The sequence below is a fragment of the Methanobacterium sp. BRmetb2 genome (genome assembly GCA_003491285.1).
Lineage (GTDB): Archaea > Methanobacteriota > Methanobacteria > Methanobacteriales > Methanobacteriaceae > UBA117.
In genome coordinates this window covers 401,980-420,594 of the sequence record CP022705.1, presented here as the reverse complement: position 1 = coordinate 420,594, position 18,615 = coordinate 401,980, and the positions used below count along the sequence as shown (strand labels likewise).

General features: G+C 33.5%; 16 protein-coding genes, 2 tRNA genes and 1 pseudogene. 15 read left to right on the top strand and 4 right to left on the bottom strand.

Annotated elements, in window-relative coordinates; genetic code table 11:
* The first annotated feature begins 60 nt into the window (after positions 1-60).
* From CIT01_02015 to CIT01_01975, 9 genes and pseudogenes are all read left to right on the top strand, one after another.
* A complete protein-coding gene (locus CIT01_02015) occupies positions 61-1,281 on the top strand; it encodes a hypothetical protein (protein AXV37065.1) in 1,221 nt (406 codons plus the stop codon).
* A gap of 41 nt (positions 1,282-1,322) precedes the next feature.
* A complete protein-coding gene (locus CIT01_02010; protein ID AXV37064.1) occupies positions 1,323-2,657 on the top strand; it encodes a hypothetical protein in 1,335 nt (444 codons plus the stop codon).
* 183 nt (positions 2,658-2,840) lie between these two features.
* On the top strand, positions 2,841-4,316 hold the full coding sequence (locus tag CIT01_02005) for a hypothetical protein (GenBank protein ID AXV37063.1): 1,476 nt from the start codon (positions 2,841-2,843) through the stop codon (positions 4,314-4,316).
* A gap of 120 nt (positions 4,317-4,436) precedes the next feature.
* A complete protein-coding gene (locus tag CIT01_02000; GenBank protein AXV37062.1) occupies positions 4,437-5,747 on the top strand; it encodes a UDP-N-acetylglucosamine 2-epimerase (non-hydrolyzing) in 1,311 nt (436 codons plus the stop codon).
* A gap of 158 nt (positions 5,748-5,905) precedes the next feature.
* Positions 5,906-7,207 (top strand): UDP-N-acetyl-D-mannosaminuronic acid dehydrogenase, encoded by a 1,302-nt coding sequence (locus CIT01_01995; protein AXV37061.1) that lies wholly within the window; start codon positions 5,906-5,908, stop codon positions 7,205-7,207.
* Positions 7,204-8,247, top strand: coding sequence for a carboxylate--amine ligase (locus CIT01_01990; GenBank protein AXV37060.1), 1,044 nt, complete (start codon positions 7,204-7,206; stop codon positions 8,245-8,247). Before CIT01_01995 ends, CIT01_01990 begins: the two co-directional genes overlap by 4 nt.
* Positions 8,248-8,332: 85 nt before the next feature.
* Positions 8,333-9,361: a H4MPT-linked C1 transfer pathway protein gene (locus CIT01_01985; GenBank protein AXV37059.1), complete on the top strand. Its 1,029-nt coding sequence runs from the start codon at positions 8,333-8,335 to the stop codon at positions 9,359-9,361.
* Between the two features lie 106 nt (positions 9,362-9,467).
* Complete coding sequence (locus tag CIT01_01980) at positions 9,468-10,151, top strand: hypothetical protein (GenBank protein AXV37058.1); 684 nt, start codon at positions 9,468-9,470, stop codon at positions 10,149-10,151.
* A gap of 54 nt (positions 10,152-10,205) precedes the next feature.
* Positions 10,206-10,758 (top strand): annotated as a pseudogene (locus CIT01_01975) (hypothetical protein).
* An 89-nt stretch (positions 10,759-10,847) separates the two neighbouring features.
* Here CIT01_01975 and CIT01_01970 read toward each other — a convergent pair.
* Positions 10,848-11,366 (bottom strand): hypothetical protein, encoded by a 519-nt coding sequence (locus tag CIT01_01970; protein AXV37057.1) that lies wholly within the window; start codon positions 11,364-11,366, stop codon positions 10,848-10,850.
* Between the two features lie 111 nt (positions 11,367-11,477).
* Here CIT01_01970 and CIT01_01965 point away from each other — a divergent pair, with 111 nt between their 5' ends.
* From CIT01_01965 to CIT01_01945, 5 genes are all read left to right on the top strand, one after another.
* On the top strand, positions 11,478-12,953 hold the full coding sequence (locus CIT01_01965) for a radical SAM protein (GenBank protein AXV37056.1): 1,476 nt from the start codon (positions 11,478-11,480) through the stop codon (positions 12,951-12,953).
* Between the two features lie 76 nt (positions 12,954-13,029).
* A complete protein-coding gene (locus CIT01_01960) occupies positions 13,030-14,019 on the top strand; it encodes a hypothetical protein (protein AXV37055.1) in 990 nt (329 codons plus the stop codon).
* 101 nt (positions 14,020-14,120) lie between these two features.
* Positions 14,121-14,609 carry a 3-isopropylmalate dehydratase gene (locus tag CIT01_01955; protein AXV37054.1) on the top strand — a complete coding sequence of 163 codons (489 nt, stop codon included), beginning with the start codon at positions 14,121-14,123 and terminating at the stop codon, positions 14,607-14,609.
* Between the two features lie 11 nt (positions 14,610-14,620).
* Positions 14,621-15,235, top strand: a complete 615-nt coding sequence (locus tag CIT01_01950) for a hypothetical protein (protein ID AXV37053.1) — start codon at positions 14,621-14,623, stop codon at positions 15,233-15,235.
* Positions 15,232-15,888, top strand: coding sequence for a protein-L-isoaspartate O-methyltransferase (locus CIT01_01945; protein ID AXV37052.1), 657 nt, complete (start codon positions 15,232-15,234; stop codon positions 15,886-15,888). The genes CIT01_01950 and CIT01_01945 overlap by 4 nt, the downstream gene beginning before the upstream one ends.
* A gap of 151 nt (positions 15,889-16,039) precedes the next feature.
* Here the strand turns inward: CIT01_01945 and CIT01_01940 are convergent, their stop codons facing one another.
* The gene (locus CIT01_01940) at positions 16,040-16,585 is read right to left on the bottom strand and encodes a hypothetical protein (GenBank protein ID AXV37051.1); all 546 of its coding nucleotides are present in this window, start codon (positions 16,583-16,585) and stop codon (positions 16,040-16,042) included.
* Positions 16,586-17,018: 433 nt separating this feature from the next.
* On the opposite strand from CIT01_01940, the gene CIT01_01935 reads away from it, so the two are divergent.
* The gene (locus CIT01_01935; GenBank protein ID AXV37050.1) at positions 17,019-18,296 is read left to right on the top strand and encodes a threonylcarbamoyladenosine tRNA methylthiotransferase; all 1,278 of its coding nucleotides are present in this window, start codon (positions 17,019-17,021) and stop codon (positions 18,294-18,296) included.
* A gap of 110 nt (positions 18,297-18,406) precedes the next feature.
* Here CIT01_01935 and CIT01_01930 read toward each other — a convergent pair.
* Together CIT01_01930 and CIT01_01925 are read right to left on the bottom strand one after the other, a co-directional pair.
* Positions 18,407-18,479 (bottom strand) — tRNA-Phe (locus tag CIT01_01930).
* A 3-nt stretch (positions 18,480-18,482) separates the two neighbouring features.
* Positions 18,483-18,554, bottom strand: a tRNA-Val gene (locus CIT01_01925).
* Positions 18,555-18,615 lie beyond the last annotated feature (61 nt).

Here is an 18,615-nt window from a genome sequence, read left to right as displayed (position 1 = left end):
AGATATTTTAAACTTTTTATACGAAAAATGAGGTTTTTATAGCTTATATCTTATTGTATATTGTTTTTATTGGTTTTTTTGTACAAAAATTATATATATTTTGAAAATAAGATAAATAACTTAGATATTATGATAAAAACCGTGCTTATGGCCGGAGGAAAAGGTACTAGGCTGCGTCCTTTGACTTTTATCAGACCTAAACCTATGGTCCCACTGGTGAACAAACCTATTATGCAGTATATGATTGAAAGACTCAGAGCATCCGGTTTTGTTGATTTAATAGTTACTCTTAGTTATATGTCATCTCATATCAAGCGCTACTTTAAAGATGGTACTGATATGGGTTTAAACATAAAATATTCTGTTGAACCATGGCCCATGGGAACTGGAGGGGGAGTAAAAAAGGTTAAAAAATTTATTGACGATACTTTTTTTGTGGTAAGCGGTGATGTGATAACCGATGTGAATTTCTGTGATTTGTTGAAGTTCCATAAAGATAAAGGAGCAATGGCCACCATGGTTTTGACTCAAGTTGATGATCCCAGTCATTTTGGTATAGCAGAAATTGATGACAATCAGCAGATTGTTAATTACTTGGAAAAACCATCTCCAGATAAGGTTTTCAGCAATATTGCTAACACTGGAACATATGTATTCCAACCAGAAATCTTTGATTATTTGGATAGAAAAAGGGGAGAGGTGGATTTTTCTAAACACATATTTCCTCAACTTATCAGAGAAGGGGCTGGGTTTTATGGATATATTTTTGATGGTTATTGGAATGATGTGGGCCGACCTGACACCTATATAAAAGCTACTTACGACCTTCTAGATCAGGAAATAAAACAGAGACTGAAGGGTAAAAAGATAAACCGCCAGGTGGGAAGACTTGGTAATATATGGACTGGAAAAAATCCTAAAATTGGTGAAAAAGTGCGGATAGAAGGACCAGTTGTAATCGGAGATAATTGTATACTTGAAGAAGGTTGTAAAATATCTCAAGGTACTGTTATAGGCAATAATGTGCATATTAAAAAAAATACTAATATTCAGGGGGCTGTTATCTTTTCAAATTCAATAATTGGGGAAAATTCATTTTTAGAAGGTTGTATAATTGATAGTAGATGTTCAATCAATGAAAACACCATTGTAGAGAGGGATGCAGTGGTAGGGAGCTTAACTGAATTAGGTGCAGGTTGCATAATTAAATCATCCAGATTTATAGCAAATAATGTTTCTATTCCTGCTGATTCTATAGTTGATTATGATTATTTAAGGTGAACATGTTAATCATTGACTCAAATAAATAATATTTAAGTAGAATGGAGTTTTTTTATAGTTTAAGGGGGATTTTAATGGCTTTATATGTAAAAGAAATCAGGGGAAATGTTAATACAGAGATAACCAATGAATTTGCTTCTAATTTGGGAACGGTTATAGGAACTTTTTTAAGGCCAGAAAAAGTGGCAGTAGTAGGTAGAGATACAAGTATTGCTTCGCAGATGATAAAAAGATCCATAACTTCGGGTATTATGGCTGCTGGAATAAATGTTTTTGATTGTGGAATTTCTCCTATACCTGCTGTATTTTATTCAAGGAATTTGTATGATGCCAGTGTAGTGATTACTGTTACTGCTTCCCATCTTCACCCAGAAGACATCACTATAAAGGTTTTCAGTGACCATAAAATACCTTTGGTCCAAAAAAATCCAGAAAGGGTTCCTTGGGATATGATAGGTCAGTTATCTTATGTCCATGATTACATTGACAAATATAGAAATGCAGTAGTTCAAAACGTAAATCAGGAAGTTATCCGTGATAGATATCCTAAAGTTATTTTAGATTGTGCTAAAGGTTTAACTACTCCAGTGACTCCTAATATTTTATCAGAATTAGAATGTGAAATGATACTTACTGGGTGTCAACCTGTTGATCAAATTTCCCGGTACTCTGAACCAAGTCCAGAGACTCTTTCTTTAGTTTCTAATTTGGTAAAGGCAGTTGGTGCAGATATGGGGATTGCACTGGATAATGATAGAGATCGAGTGGTTTTTATTGACGAGAAAGGAAATATTATACGGGATCAGACCATACTTGGAATTTTTGCTCGGGATGCTCTATCTGAAAATCCCGGAGGAAAAATTATATCATCGGTGGTGGCATCTATGTCTCTGGAGGAGGTAATTAAAGAATCTGGGGGAGAATTAATTAAAACCCCGGTTGATCTGGTGTTGAATGGAGTAGCAGAAAATAAGGCAATATTTGGTGGGGACGAACCAGGTATGTACGTTTTTCCCCAGATTCACGAATGTTTTGATGCTATATTTGCAGCAGCTAAAATGCTGGAGATAATCTGCAAAAATAATCAACACTTATCTGCTATGGCAAAGGAATTACCAGAGTATCCAAGAACTATTTTTTCTGTTGAGTGTGAACATGATAAAAAGGAAAAGATAATGGATTCCTTAAAAGATGTATATGTTCATGAGGGAATTTTAGATTGTCAGGATGGCGTGAGAGTTGATTGGGAAGATTCCTTTGTACTGGTGAGGCCATCTCGGTTTGAACCTTTAATAAGGGTTTACGTAGAATCAAAATCCCCTCAAAAATTGCAAGATATTAGTCAAAATGTGGAAAGAATAATTAAAGAAATTTGATTACAAAGATTAAATAGTTTAACTTTTTTTATCACTTTTTTTATATTTTTTATAATCAATGAGTTTATTTTAAAAGCAGATAAACGGAATAGGCTTTAAAAAGTTCTAAATAGTTAATAAACGGACATGAAGCATGATAACTAATAATATATATTAGTTTTAACATAGTTTAAATTGTTTAGTATGTATTATAAACCTTTTAAAGGAGGAAATTTCCTGGTTTATAAAGATTATGATGGAAAACAAATTCAAAAAAATCCCGAAAGTTTTAAAGAGGATAAAATCTCCCATCAAACTGGAAATATTTCAAATTCTTTTTTAAATGTTAAAAGAAAACATAGTTGGAATATAGTTGGTTTTGACCCGGGTTTAACGGTTGGAATAGCTATTTTAAACTTAGATGGTGATCTAGTATCATTAAAAAGTTGTAAGGAAGTTTCCAAATCAGACATCATTAGTCACATAATAAACTTTGGAAAAACTCTTATAATATCAACTGATGTTTATCCTCCACCTAAAATGGTTAAAAAATTAGCTACATTATTAAATGCCAAAATTTATTCTCCAAAGAAAGTTATATCTGTTGAAGATAAGTTAGAAATTGTAGATAATTATCTAAATGACAGGTCTATTGTTGAAAGACCTGAAAATGCGCATGAAAGAGATTCCCTTGCTGCGGCAATTAAAACGTATAAAAATTATCAAAATAAGTTGAAACAGATTGATAAAAGAGTTGAAGGGTTAGAAATATCCCCTCAAGATTTAGATGAGATACGTGCACAAGTTATTAAAGGAAATACTATAAGTTCAGCAATTGATAATATTATAATAAAGGATGTTGTTATTGAAGATCAAAAAGGCAGCCAAAAAATTGAAATTGAATCATTAGCCGAAGATGAAAACCACAAAATGAGCACTGAAGAGATTAATAAAAAGATATCTAATTTAAAACAGAGAATAAAAAGGCAGGAAGCACTTATTCAACATTTGAAAGTGGAAAATCATTCTTTAAGAGATGAAAATGAAGAGTATAAAGATTTAATAGAAAATCTCGAACTAAAAATCGAAAAATTACATTACCAATATACTAAAGACATCCTGAACAAAAAGGAGATAGCTTCAAAGATTGCCATGATAAAAGCATTTCAGGAAAAATATCAAAAAGAAAAGGATTTAAGGATAAAATTAGAGGAAAATTTGAACTCAATAAAGCAACTTGATTCTTTGAAACAGTCTAAAGATTTTATGCCAGTAAAAATGATAGAATCATTTACCAAAGAAGGTATCACCGAAGCAGATTATTATTGGAAAATAAAAAAGGGAGATGTGGTTTTACTCTCCAGTTCCAGGGGTGGTGGTTCACACACTGCATCCTTATTAGCAAAAATGGGTGTTAATGCGGTTATAACAACTGATAAAATGGCTCACACTGCAGAAGAGATCTTTGAAGTAAATAAAATCCCGATTATAGATGCTAATAAAATTTATATTAACAAAATAGATGAATTTGCCGTGATAAAAGAAGAAGATCTAAAAAGAGAAATAGAAAAATGGAAGGCTAAACTTCAAAGTAAAAGAAATAAAGAGGAAAAGAATAAAATCATAAGTATTATTGATGAATATCGTGCCAAGCGAAAAAGGTTAACTGACGATACCTAATTTTAAAAATTTTTTTATATTATTTCTATAAAATTACTAGATACGTAAAAACTCATGTAACTAAATCTGATTGTATTAAATTTAGTTTAGCAATGAATTTGGAAAGTAAGAGTTGATCCTATGAAAATTGCGATAATAATAGGCACAAGACCTGAAATAATTAAAATGGCTCCAGTTATAGATGAAATTGAAAAAAGGGCTTTGGATTATCTTTTGATTCATACTGGGCAACATTATGATCACGAAATGTCTGATCAGTTTTTTTTAGATCTGGAACTTAAAAAACCAGATTATAATATTGGTGTGGGATCAGGTTCCCATGGAACCCAAACTGCCACTATGATGAAAGGCTTAGAAAAAGTTTTAATAGAAGAACAGCCGGATATGGTAATGGTACAGGGTGATACCAATGCAGTATTAGCTGGAGCAATAGTAGCAGCAAAATTACACATCCCTGTGGGACATGTGGAATCAGGTCTTAGATCATTTGATAAATCCATGCCTGAAGAATTAAATAGGATGGTGGCTGATGTATGCTCCAAACTTTACTATGTACCAACTGAAGATTCAGCTTTAAACCTGGTTTTTGAGGGAATAAGTCCCCATCAAATCTTTATAACTGGAAATACTGTGGTAGATGCTTGTCTCAGAAATCTTAAAATTGCCCAGAAGAATTTTCAGATTAATCCAGAAGTTTCTTTTGATAAAGATATTATGGTAGTGACTATGCATCGGGCAGAAAATGTGGACCATCCCCAGAGACTTCAAAACATTGTAGAAGCTTTAATAGAGATTGACGACTTGATTATAATTTTTCCTTCACATCCACGTACAGTTAAAAACCTTAAAGAACAGGGTTTATATGAAAAACTTGATAAATGTTCCCACATTAAACTGATAAAACCAGTTGGATATCTTGATTTTCTCCTGTTATTGTCCCGCTCCAAATTTGTGATGACTGATTCTGGAGGCATACAAGAAGAGGCCATAACTTTAGATATTCCCTGTTTAACCTTAAGATACAATACAGAAAGACCCGAAACTGTTTTTGCTGGAGGTAACATATTGGTTGGGACTAAAAAGGAACAGATAATAAATAATTTTTACAAAATTTTTAATGATAATAAAATCTACAATAAAATGAAAAAAGCCCATAATCCTTATGGTGATGGTAAGGCTTCACAAAAAATATTAGACGCCTCTTTAAAGATGCAAAACATGGGTAAATTGAGTATTGAGGCTCCAGAAGATATTATGCTCAACTTCAATAGAAATCTTCTTAAAGTAAATGATCAAATAACAGTATTGGAATTTGAAAAAGTGGAAAATGCTTTGGTCAAAATAGTATATGACAATGAAAATCCCAGATTCCCCTATCCCCACATGGATCTGAAAAATAAATATGTAATAGTGGAGAAATTCAATAAATGATCATAAATTTTGGTTTATACTATTTTATTCAATGGAAATCAATATTTTTTAACCATGGGTTTGTAAATAATGTTATGGGGATAAATTAAGATAAAATAGAATATTAAAACATAATTTAATGAATTTCATCTAGAATAATGGCTAAAATAGGAGATAAAATGTTAAATGAAAACTCAAAAATAGCTGTTTTCGGTCTTGGCTATATTGGTCTTCCCACAGCAGCGCTTTTTGCCCAAAATGGATTTTCAGTCATAGGAGTAGACATTAACCATGAAATGGTGAACGCTATCAATTCTGGGATATCTCCTATAATGGAACCAGGACTTGATGAACTGGTAAATGAAGTTGTAAGTGCTGGAAGACTTACTGCAACCACTGATGGTTTGAAAGCAGGGAGTGATTCAAAGGTTATGGTAGTCATAGTTCCAACTCCCGTGGATGAAAATAATAAATCTGATCTAAGAGCTGTTGAATCTGCGTGTGGCACCATTTCCCAAACATTAGAAAAAGATGATTTAGTTATAATAGAAAGTACCATACCTCCAAAGACCTGTGAAAATCTGGTAATCCCCATATTAGAGGAAAGTGGTTTAAAAGCTGCAAATGATTTTGGTTTAGCATACACTCCAGAAAGGGCTCTACCCAATAATACGTTATATGAAATGACCCATAATGCCCGGGTAATTGGTGGAATTAACAGAAGAAGCATAGATCTTGCAGCATCAATCTATGAAAAAATCACCACTGGTAAAATAATTAAAGTGAACGATTTAATCACTGCAGAAATGGTTAAATTAATGGAAAACACATATCGGGACACTAATATAGCTCTTGCAAATGAATTGGCTGTTATTTGTGAGTTATTGGGTATAGATGCAATAAAAGCAATTAATGCTGCCAACCATCACCCTAGGGTAAATATTCACACACCGGGCCCAGGCGTAGGAGGGCATTGTTTATCCATTGACCCCTATTTTATCGTGGAAATGGCGGAAAAAAAAGGTTCAAAAGCTGAGTTAATTAAAACAGCCCGTATGATAAATGAATCCATGCCTGAACATGTAGCTGAATTGGTCGAAGAATCATTAAAAGAAAATAACAAGTCAGTTAGTCAGGCAACAGTCGGTATTCTTGGAATAGCATATAAAGGAAATGTGGCAGATATTCGTGAAACTCCTGCAGCACCTTTGATAAATATTTTAAAAGATAAAGGGGCAGTTGTAAAAGCACATGATCCTCATGTTTCGTCAAAAAAAGTAGAATCGTTAGGAGCAGCATATGTTAATTTATCAGAAGCACTGGAATGCGACTGTGTAGTTTTAATCACTGATCATGACCCCTATAAAAATATCTCTCCAAAGGATATCAAAGGAAGAGTAATGGTGTGCACCAGGCCTATTTTAAATCCTGATGATTTTCGAGAAAAAGGTGTGATATTTAAGGGAGTGGGCCGCTTTTGAAGCTACTATTGTTTGAATTTGCAACAGCCAGCGGAATAAAAGATCCACTGATAACTTCTGAGGGGTTGGCTATGTTGGAAGGACTTATCAGTGACTTTCAGGGAATTGATGCTCATTACTTAATCTCAAACCATTTTAATTGGTTGAATTTTAGAATTAAAGGTTCCAATCTTAAATCTATTGCCATTGAAGATTCTCTCTTTAACTGGCTTGATGAAAATATTCATAATTTTGATGAATGTCTTTTTATTGCACCTGAAGAAGATAATGTTCTCTATAAATTAACAAGTCTAATAGAAAATAAAGGCGTTAATGTTATAGGATCAGATTCAAAAGCAGTAAAGATTTGTTCAGATAAATATAAGACTTATATATTACTCAAAGATAATGTACCGATAATAAAAACGGAAAAAATACTTTTTGATGAAGTTAGTAATTATAAGAAATTTGATAACCTGTTTTTCCCCAATTATAAGAAAGTTATAAAGCCGGTTGACGGCGTATCCTGTTCAGGAGTACATGTTGTAAACTCATACGACCAATTTAAAAGGTGTGCAGGTCTTATCCGCACCACCATCCCTTATTTTGTAATGCAAGATTATATTGAAGGGACATCATGCAGTGTCAGTCTGCTTTCAGATGGTGAAAAAGCAGTACCCTTAAGCTTAAATGCCCAAAATATAAATATAAATCAAGGATTTGTTTATAATGGAGGATATGTTCCATTAGATCACGAATTATCCCAACAAGCAAAAGATATGGCCAAAAAAACCGTGGAATCTATACCTGGTCTTAAGGGTTATGTGGGTGTAGATCTAATTTTGGGTGATTCAATATATGTAGTTGAGATTAATTCGAGAATAACAACTCCTTATATTGCTTTAAGGAAAATTTTAAATTTCAATTTGGGTAAAGCTATTATAAATTCCGTTAATGGATCATTACCGGAAACAATCTATTTAGATGGTAGGGTATGCTTTGAAAAGAAAGGAAACTATCTGGAAATTTATGAAGGTTCTTTTAATGGCAATGGTTTTTAAAAAAGGGCTTATGATTATTAAAATGAATATTGAGAGACGAATAATGTCTAATAATGTCAATATAACAGATTAAGGATGATTAAGAATGAAAATAGCAGGTTTTGATATTGGCGGGGCCAATACTGATGTAGCAATAATTGATTTTAATAATTCTGGAGAAATAAATAATATAGAAGTTGATTTTAAGTATCTACCTATGTGGATTAAAAATAATGAACTGGATAATGCTTTTAAAAGTTTATTAGGATCTTCTTTAAGTGAAATTGATGCAGTGGGCATTAGCATGACGGCTGAACTGGTAGATGCATATGAAACCAAAAAAGATGGAGTTTTAGATGTTGCAAGTAAAGTTTTGGATGTTTTCAATGTTCCATTAGGCTTTGTAAGTATTAATGGAATTATAGATTACCCGGAACTACTCAAAAATCCAGGTAGTGTGGCTGCTGCCAACTGGATTGCAACCTCCAAGATTGCATCAAAAATTTCAGATGAATGTATAATGATTGATATTGGAAGCACAACCACTGATATAATTCCTATTAAAAGGGGGAAAGAATGTGCTAAGGGGAGATCAGATCTTGAACGATTAGCTACTGGTGAATTAGTGTATACAGGAACTTTGAGAACAAATCTGGCCGCAATAGTTAATAAGGTTCCGATCCATGATCAATGGTTTAGAGTGTCATCTGAACTTTTTTCTATCACAGCAGATATTCATACGGTTCTGGGGAACATTAAAATGGAAGATTATTCCTGTGACACACCAGACAGTGCTGGCAAATCAAAATCAGAATGTATGAGGAGAATATCCAGATTGGTTTGTGGCGATTTAGATCTATTGAATTTTACAGATATAAAACAAATATCTGCCCACATTTACCAGGAACAGATAAAACAGATTTCTGAAGCTCTTGCAGAGGTTTCAAAAAGAGAAAATATTTCTAAAATAGTAACAACTGGATTGGGAATGGAGATACTAGGAAAAAAATCAGCAAAATTTCTGAATATGGATTCTGTAGGAATGGACACAATTTTAACCAAGGGAGAATGTGTAGTGGCTCCAGCAGTAGGAACAGCGCTTTTGATGGAAGATTTTATAAAAACCAATTTTTAAAGACAAAATTATTTATAGGGAAAAATTTTATAATTTCATGAAAATTAGAAATTTAAATAATTAAATAGTTGTTCATAGTTGCATTGAAAAGTTTAAAAGTGGTTTAATGGAAAAAAAAGAATTAAAAAGATTAATAATTGCAGTACTAGCAGTTATCATATTTTTATTTTTATTTGCTAATTGGAGTCAGCATTCTACTCTGGGTACTGATGATCGAGGATATGTTACGAAGGATGTATACGCGCATTATGGAAATTCTGACAAGAAAATAGCAGTCGTAACAGGAATACATCCCAGAGAAAATATTGCTATTGGTTCAGTTCAGGATGTGGTTAAATTCTACGCTTTAACTCATGGAGTTGAACTTATTAACTATAATATAGTTGTAGAATCTGATGCCGAAGATTACACTAAGGGAAGAAATAATGGTGAGGGTTTAGCTAACCAGTACATTTTGCCGGATGTCAAAAATTCTGATTATGATCTGGTTATAATAGCTCATGCCCACGAACAAGGATATGGAGAGGGATTTTATATAGCTACGCCAAAAATGGATGAAAGATCAGTTTATCTGGCTGAATCAGTTCAAAACGCTCTTTCAGATTTCAATTATTATAAAGCATCTGGAAAAGGTAAAAAGAGTTCTTCTGCAATATTGTTTTCAAATCCACTAGCATCAGCTGGCTATCCTACATTTGTTTATGAGATTCCAGAATGGAGCGGATATTTCGAAGCATTCTATATGACTTACAGGTTGATTGGTGCATCATTCGGTTCTTTAGATGCTTAAATTATTTTTAGGCTTAGATTATATATTGGATAGTTGTCAGACTTTTACCTGGAAATGTTAAAAGATGCCCAAAAGTCCTAAATGACGCCGTGAACAGGTTCGAATATGAATTAATGGATGTTCAAGAAATTTCCTATTCTGATGATTCATTTGACATCGTAATTGCAAATTTAATGCTCTATCATATTCCGAACAGGAAAAAAACAATTGCTGAGATAAGCAGGGTCTTAAAACCTGAAGGTATATTTTACGCCTCAACTTTTGGAATAAACGACATGAAAGAATTGAGTGATCTGATATCCAATTATGATGACCAAATTTATTATTCACTAGAGCCATTTGCACACGCATTTGGACTGGAAAATGGAGAAGAACAGTTAAGTTTGTCTTTTGAAGATGTTCAAATGATTAATATGAAGATATTCTTGAAGTAACAGAAGCCAAGCCATTAGTAAATTATTTTCTTTCATTTGGAAGAACTAATGAATCCATTAAAGGTCAGAAAAGAGAAGATTTCAAGATTTATATTGATGATATATTGAAAAAAGAGGGTAAAATTAAAATTACTAAAAACACAGGAATATTTATTGCTAAAAATCCAAAGTAGTTTCTTTACATTTTCTGATCAGTATAAATTGACAGTAAAAATAGAATAATAAAGAGAATAATAAAGAAATGGCCATAATAAAATAATTGTCAATACCATACATCTTTAAGGCCTATCAGGTAGGCAATAATATTAGCAGAAATATGTAGGATTATGGTTATTATAATTATAATTAAAATCATTTCAATAGGTAGTATAACAATAATTGAAGCGAATAATAGGGCGCCGATTACGAAATCAAGCTGATCTAGGCCAGGAGCAGGCTTTCCTCTTCCAATATTTATTCTACGCTTAATAAAACTCCCACATGCATCCCCAATTAAGGCTCCTCCTCCTAAAAAGAGTCCTAATAATATACCTTCTAATAGATTTCCGGAAATTATTCCTTGAAAGAGACCTATTAACGTCCCTATAAGAGTTCCAATTATTAATCCACGCCAGGTAACTCCATCTCCAATAATTCTTCTTCCATCACTAAAATATCTGCCAAAATCAACTGGTGTTCCACCGCCAAAGCTGAGTGCTGCAACATTTGCTAGGTATGCTGGTAACATAAAGTATATTACATAGACCAATATATTTAGAACATTAGTAATATCTGTATTCATTATTTTCCTCCAGATAATCATTGTAAATAAATGTAAATCAAAGCGATGATTAATAAAGCAATGATTTTTATATGATTTGTAACATTCATTAAATATATATTAGGTGAAATTATGGTTATCAAGAAAACAAAAAGCCTATGTCCTGAATGTCTTAAAGTTGTAGAAGCTGAAGTTTACCAAAAAGATGACAAAGTTATGGTAAAAAAAGAGTGTTCAGAACACGGTGAATTTAATAATGTTTATTGGAGCAGCAATGAACTCTATGAACTGGCTAAAGAAAGCAATTTCAAGGGCGAGGGTGTTGAAAATCCTCAAACTCCAGTAAACGAGGGATGCCCCTTAGATTGTGGATTATGCCCGGATCATCAAAGTCACACTATACTAGGACTTATAGATGTGACTAATCGATGTAATATGAAATGTCCTGTTTGTTTTGCCAATGCAGCTGTTTCTAAGTATATATATGAGCCGAGCTATGAAGAAATCAGGCAGATGCTTAGGAATTTAAGGGGAAATGAACCTGTTTCTGCACCTGCCATTCAATTTGCAGGCGGTGAACCTACCGTACGTAAAGATATAGTTGATCTGGTCAAATTGGCTAAAGAAGAGGGATTTTCCCATACTCAAATTGCTACTAACGGAATTAAACTTGCTAAAGATCCTGAACTGGTAAAAGAACTCAAAGAAGCAGGATTAAACACAGTATATCTCCAGTTTGATGGGGTTACAGAAGAGCCTTATATTAATAATAGGGGCAGAAATATTCTGCCTATTAAATTAGAGGCGATAGAAAACTGTAGAAAAGAAAAATTAGGCATAGTGCTAGTTCCAACTGTTGTTAAAGGAGTAAATGATGATCAAATAGGAGATATAATAAAATTTGCAGTGGAAAATATTGATGTAATAAGAGGTGTCAATTTCCAGCCGATTTCATTTGCAGGCAGAACTCCAGCAGATGAAGTAGAAAAACAACGAGTAACTATACCTGACTTTGAACAGATGGTGGAAAAACAAACTGACTCTAAAATTAAAGTAGAAGATTTCCATCCGGCATCATCTGTTTTTCCTATATCTGAATTTATAGAAGCCCTTGAAGGTGAACCTCAAGTAACTTTTACCTGTCACCCCCATTGTGGTGCAGCTACTTATGTTTTTATTGATAATGGAGATATAATTCCAATTACACAGTTTATTGATGTTGATAGATTCTTTGATCTTCTTTCTAAAAGTGCTGAGGATATAAAAGATGGTGGATTAACAGGTAAAGCCAAAACACTTGCCAGGGCCACAGTAGAACTGCCCAGAACTGTGGACAGATCCAAAGCTCCCAGTTCCATTGATATAAAAAATATACTTTTACAGGTTTTCAAGGAAAGGTCTTACTCTGCATTAGGTGATTTCCACCACAACACGTTACTTATTGCTTGCATGCACTTCATGGATCCGTGGAATTTTGATTGTGATCGGGTTAAACGTTGTGTAATTCATTACGCTGTTCCTGATGGAAGAATTATTCCATTTTGCACTATGAACAATCTTTACCGGGAACAAATAGAGAAAAAACATGCTAAACCTTTCAAAGAATAAAAGTTGTATAATATCAAGTATACGTATTAGCTAAGTATCCAACTTTTTCCAAATTAAATTATAAATGGTAGTTGAATTGATAATTAAAACTCCATCTCGACTTCATCTAACCCTTATTGATATGAATGGGACCTATGGTAGGATTGATGGTGGAGTTGGGATTACAATTGAAAACCCCCAATTAATTCTTGAAGTTGAATCCATCCCTAATGAAGATATTGAGATAATATTCTATGAGTCTAAAAACCTTTCAAATTTGAGGGAAGATTACATAAAAAGAATACAATCTGCAGCTGCCAAAATGAAGCAGTTTTTAGGTATAAATCACGGATTCAAGTTCACAGTTAAAAAAGTATTTTTAAGTCACTCTGGCCTCGGATCAGGCACCCAGCTTTCTCTGGCTGTAGGCAGGGCGGTTTCAAATTTTCACCACCGAAAGCTCGACGCTTCAAAAATAGCTCAAATTGTGGGAAGAGGAGGTACTTCTGGGATAGGAGTAAGGGCATTTGATCATGGTGGTTTCATTGTTGATGGGGGCCATAATAGGGCACAAAAAACTGATTTTATGCCTTCATCCGCTTCAAAAGCTTCTCCTCCACCTTTATTAGCTCGTTATGATTTTCCAAACGATTGGAAAATAGTACTGGCTATTCCAAAAATTGATGATCGGGTATCGGGATTAAAAGAAGTGAACATTTTCCAGGATTATTGTCCTATTCCTCTAAAAGAGGTGGAAAAACTCAGCCACATAATTTTAATGAAGATGATGCCTTCAGTGGTGGAAAAAGATCTGGATTCTTTTGGATTTTCAGTAAACCAAATACAGGAGATTGGGTTTAAAAAAGTTGAATTACAACTTCAAAATCCAATTATTAAACAGATTATGGATAATATGAGAAATACTGGTGCTGCAGGTGTGGGTATGAGTTCTTTCGGACCGACAATTTATGCTGTGACTGATACAAATCCTAAAAATATAAAAAAAGCAGCACAAGAAACAATGGCAGATATTAGTGGTAAAGTCATTTTAACTAAAGCTCAAAACAGAGGAGCTATTACAGAATAAAGCATATTTAATGATTGATATATAATTAATGTGCAGAGTTTCCATAATAGTCGATTTAATAATTTAATATTTATAATAAAGGATAATTTGCAGTGATTTATATGATGGAAGAAATGAAAGGTAATGTCTGGATATTTGGAGATAATATTGATACTGATGTAATTATTCCAGGAAGATATTTGCGAACATTTAGTTTAGATGATCTGGCTGCACATGTAATGGAAGGAGTTAGCGCGGATTTTTCCAAGAAAGTTGATAAAGGCGATGTGATTGTGGCTGGCTGGAATTTTGGATGCGGTTCTTCAAGAGAACAAGCCCCTATTGCCCTAAAACACGCTGGTGTTGCGGCAGTTGTGGCTAAATCTTTTGCAAGAATATTTTACAGGAACGCCATCAATGTGGGTCTCCCAGTCATTATTGCTGATGTTGATGCTAATGAAGGAGATCAACTAAGAATAAATTTAGAAGATGGAATAATAGAAAATGTTACCAAAAATAAGTCCTTTAAAATTGAACCATTTGAAAAATTCATGCTGGAGATTTTAACTAACGGTGGACTGGTTAAACATTACTTAAAGGAAAAAAATTGAGGTTATACAAAATGAAATGCCCTATCTGTGGCTCAGATTCTAATGATATTTTAAAATCAAAATTAGAAAAATCTAAATCTACTACATCAAAAAAACTACTTTTAAAGTGTAGGGAATGTGGAACTGTTTATAAGGATACAATCACTGAAGAAAAACCAATTGATTATAGAATTGTTATAAGTGAACAGGAAACTTCTAAAAAAAAGTTTATAAAACTCTACCCAGAGGATTTAATCGAAGTAGGAGAGGTTTTGGATGCTGATGGCACCATGGTGGAAGTCACCTCTCTAGAAACAAAAAGAGGATCAAGAGTTGGAAAAAGCATACTTGACGATATTGAAACTATCTGGGCATCATCCATTGATATGCCTGCAAGAGTTGGGATATCAATTGATTTCAAGGGCCGTATTCTCTCTAAAAAAGTAGATATGCCCCGAGATTTTGAATTTACAGTGGGAGATATCGTGAGAATGGGTAGACATATTTTTCAGATAAATTCTATGAAAACCACTGATAAGAAAATCAGAAAAGGATCTGCTATTGCTTCTGACATTAAAAGAGTTTATGGAAAGCCATTAAATGTTGATCATCATAATTACGATCTAACCAGCAAAGTGGTAGGATGATTAATGAAAGAAAAAATTTAGTGGAACTACTTAAAAGTTCAGGATACATAAAAACAGATAAAGTCAAAAAAGCAATGGAAACTGTTCCTCGTGAAGAATTTATTCCAGAACAAGTAAAACAATACGCTTACGTGGACCAGCCACTACCTATAGGAGAAGGGCAAACTATTTCTGCCCCGCACATGGTCGCCATAATCTGCGAAGAACTTCAAATCGATGAAGGAATGAATATTTTAGAAATAGGAACGGGTTTTGGTTATAATGCTGCAGTGGTTGCAGAGATTGTAGGAAAAAATGGTCATGTATACAGTATTGAAAGATTGCCTGCATTGGCAGACACGGCCAGGGACAATTTAAGAAGAACTGGATATTCAGATAGGGTATCGGTAATAGTGGCTGACGGCACCACAGGTTTTGAGGAAGAGGCACCATTTGATAGAATTTATGTAACAGCCGGGGCTCCCGATATACCTGAACCCCTAAAAAAACAGCTTAAAGTGGGGGGTAAACTTTTAGCCCCTGTAGGTCAATCTGATTATACACAAGAACTTTTTTGTGTGGAAAAAAAGGTAGAAGGTAAATACAAGGTTCGAAGTCTTGGTGGGGTCGCATTTGTTCCCTTGATTGGAAAACATGGATGGCCTGAGGATTAAAGTATTTTAATGACAATTATCGAGCTTAAACTTTTTTAAAGAGAGAAGCCTTTAAAATTATCATTTTTTTAAATTATGATTATATCCATTTATTATTAAAAATGGTCTTAAATTAAAAAATAAAAAGAAAAAAAATTCTTTTTAATTGATTTCATATCTTTTTACCAGTATGGGCATCTATATAAATAGAATCCACGTATTTTCCTTGAACTGTGTAAACTGGAACGTCCCATACTTGTATATTGTTCACTTTTTTTAAGGTTGGTGTACCAAGGTATACTCCCATACCCGTTGATTGTTGAGCATCTTGAGTCGCTTCATCTGGAGATATGATCTTTTTACCAGTATGTGCATCAATATAGATAGAATCAACATATTTGTTCTGGACAGTATAGACTGTTACATTCCATACTAATGTTTGATTAAATTTCGACAACTTGGCACTGCCTAGGTATACGCCCATTCCAATAAATTGATTGGCAATTTCTTTTGCTCTACCTGCAGATATTATAGTAGTGTTATTATTGAGTGGTGTGTTGTTAGTGGAATTGTTTATGATTATTGGTGTGGTATTATTAGAATTATTAGTATCATTAGATGAATTTGACATGACTAAAAATATTCCTGCCGCTGCAACTGCTATTATAATAATTATTACCACCACAATAGGACCTCTATTCAATTTTTCACCTCCCATTTTTTTTTATATAGTTATGTTCTTCTAAGAATAAATATTTAATCATTATAATAAAAAAAGAAAATTATAACGATAAAAAACTCATTTAAAATCATTTTAGAAATAAATAAAGTTATTAAATCTTTTAAAATAGTTTTTAATAAGTATATAACAATTTTTGTACTATTATAATAAATTGCAAAAATTTTCTTTAATTTAGTTCAAATTCTATTTATAGAAATAAATATAAAATCTAAAAACAATACTCTATTTATAATAAATTGATAACTCCATAAAATGAGTGTCCTTTTAATGAGATTTATTTTAATCAATGGAGTTCCTTCAAATAAATTCTATATTTATTGATTAATTACTAAATTTTAAGGTAGATACACACATATCTAGTTTTAAATTTTATAAAATTTTACCAATACAATTACTAAAGCTGATAGAGATGAAAGTTTACATTGAGACATTTGGATGCACCTTTAATCAGGGCGATTCCCAGATAATGGCTGGCATGTTAGAGGAAAACCATGCAGATATAGTCCCTAAAGTGGAAGATGCTGATGTGATAATTCTCAATACATGTTACGTGAAACATCCCACTGAACAAAAGATGTTAAATAGAATCCACAAGTTACAAAAACATTTTCCCGATAAAAAACTTATCGTGGCCGGGTGTATGGTGGAAATAGACCCTCAAAAGCTGAAAAAAATTGCTCCAGACGCAGGATGGATTGGCCCTCATCAGATAAAATCCGTATCCACTGTGGTAAAATCCGTATCCCAAGGAGAAAAACCGAGATTAACTGGGTTTACTGCTGACGTAAAAGCAGGTCTTCCAAAAATACGGTATAATCCATACATAAACATAATTCAAATCTGCGAAGGATGTATAGGGGAATGCACTTACTGCTGCACCAGATTTGCCCGTGGAAAACTACAGAGCTATCCTTCAGCGGTAATTGTTTCGGAAGCAGAAAAAGCTATCCATGATGGATGTATAGAACTTCAACTTACAGCCCAGGACACTGCCGCTTATGGAAAAGATACGGGAGAAACCTTATCTGTTTTAATGGAAAAAATCAACTGCATTGAAGGAAATTTCAGGGTAAGGATAGGAATGATGCACCCAAAAAATATAATGGGAGATCTTGAAAATGTTATAAAGGCATTTAAAGGAGATAAAATATATAAATTTCTCCACATACCTATACAAAGTGGAAATGATCGGGTATTAGCTGATATGAAACGCGGACACTCAGTTGATGAGTTTAAATATATAATCAACAGATTTAGGGAGGAGATACCAGAGATATCGATTGCTACTGATGTAATTGTGGGATACCCTACAGAAGATGAAAATGCATTCCAAGATACCTGCAACTTGATGCAGGAAATTGAACCTGATTTCATACACATCTCCAAGTATAAACATAGGCCCAGAGCCACATCTTCTTCAATTAATGAAATTGATTATAATATAGTAAAGAAACGCTCTAAGATACTTGATGATCTAAAATTTAAGATTACCTACGAAAAAAACCAGGGACTTCTAGGCACTAAACATAAGATTTTAATAACGGGAAAAGGCCCAAAGGGAGGTTTCACTGGATTTACAGATTCTTATAAAATGGTAATTGTTGATGAAGCAGAACCTGGTACCTTCCGGGATGTGGAAATATTAGAGGCCCGATCCACCTATATGGTAGGTAAACTTCTTAGTTAAGTGTAAAATAGTTAAATACAATAAATGAATTAATTACTTTTGATTTTTTTTTTATATAATGTAAAAAGTAGTAATTAACTATTTTTATAAAGATTAGAATTAAAATTAAGTGCCGTGGGCCGGACTTGAACCAGCGACATCCAGATCTTCAGTCTGGCGTTCTCCCAACTGAACTACCACGGCAAATGGGCCGGACGAGATTCGAACTCGTGATCACCTCCGTGTCAGGGAGGTATCATACCCCTAGACCACCGGCCCAAGTCGAGTCCATCTAGGGTATGGTGATATTCATATATAACCTTTTCCCCAATTTTCATTA

What these genes read in the sequence shown, in the direction of transcription:
- CIT01_02000 (AXV37062.1), top strand. Translation starts at nt 4,437, where the DNA reads ATGAAAATTGCGATAATAATAGGCACAAGACCTGAAATAATTAAAATG.
- CIT01_01945 (AXV37052.1), top strand. Translation starts at nt 15,232, where the DNA reads ATGATTAATGAAAGAAAAAATTTAGTGGAACTACTTAAAAGTTCAGGA.
- CIT01_01940 (AXV37051.1), bottom strand. Translation starts at nt 16,585, where the DNA reads ATGGGAGGTGAAAAATTGAATAGAGGTCCTATTGTGGTGGTAATAATT.
- CIT01_01935 (AXV37050.1), top strand. Translation starts at nt 17,019, where the DNA reads ATGAAAGTTTACATTGAGACATTTGGATGCACCTTTAATCAGGGCGAT.
- CIT01_02005 (AXV37063.1), top strand. Translation starts at nt 2,841, where the DNA reads ATGTATTATAAACCTTTTAAAGGAGGAAATTTCCTGGTTTATAAAGAT.
- CIT01_02010 (AXV37064.1), top strand. Translation starts at nt 1,323, where the DNA reads ATGGAGTTTTTTTATAGTTTAAGGGGGATTTTAATGGCTTTATATGTA.
- CIT01_01985 (AXV37059.1), top strand. Translation starts at nt 8,333, where the DNA reads ATGAAAATAGCAGGTTTTGATATTGGCGGGGCCAATACTGATGTAGCA.
- CIT01_01965 (AXV37056.1), top strand. Translation starts at nt 11,478, where the DNA reads ATGGTTATCAAGAAAACAAAAAGCCTATGTCCTGAATGTCTTAAAGTT.
- CIT01_01950 (AXV37053.1), top strand. Translation starts at nt 14,621, where the DNA reads ATGAAATGCCCTATCTGTGGCTCAGATTCTAATGATATTTTAAAATCA.
- CIT01_01955 (AXV37054.1), top strand. Translation starts at nt 14,121, where the DNA reads ATGATGGAAGAAATGAAAGGTAATGTCTGGATATTTGGAGATAATATT.
- CIT01_01995 (AXV37061.1), top strand. Translation starts at nt 5,906, where the DNA reads ATGTTAAATGAAAACTCAAAAATAGCTGTTTTCGGTCTTGGCTATATT.
- CIT01_01970 (AXV37057.1), bottom strand. Translation starts at nt 11,366, where the DNA reads ATGAATACAGATATTACTAATGTTCTAAATATATTGGTCTATGTAATA.
- CIT01_01980 (AXV37058.1), top strand. Translation starts at nt 9,468, where the DNA reads ATGGAAAAAAAAGAATTAAAAAGATTAATAATTGCAGTACTAGCAGTT.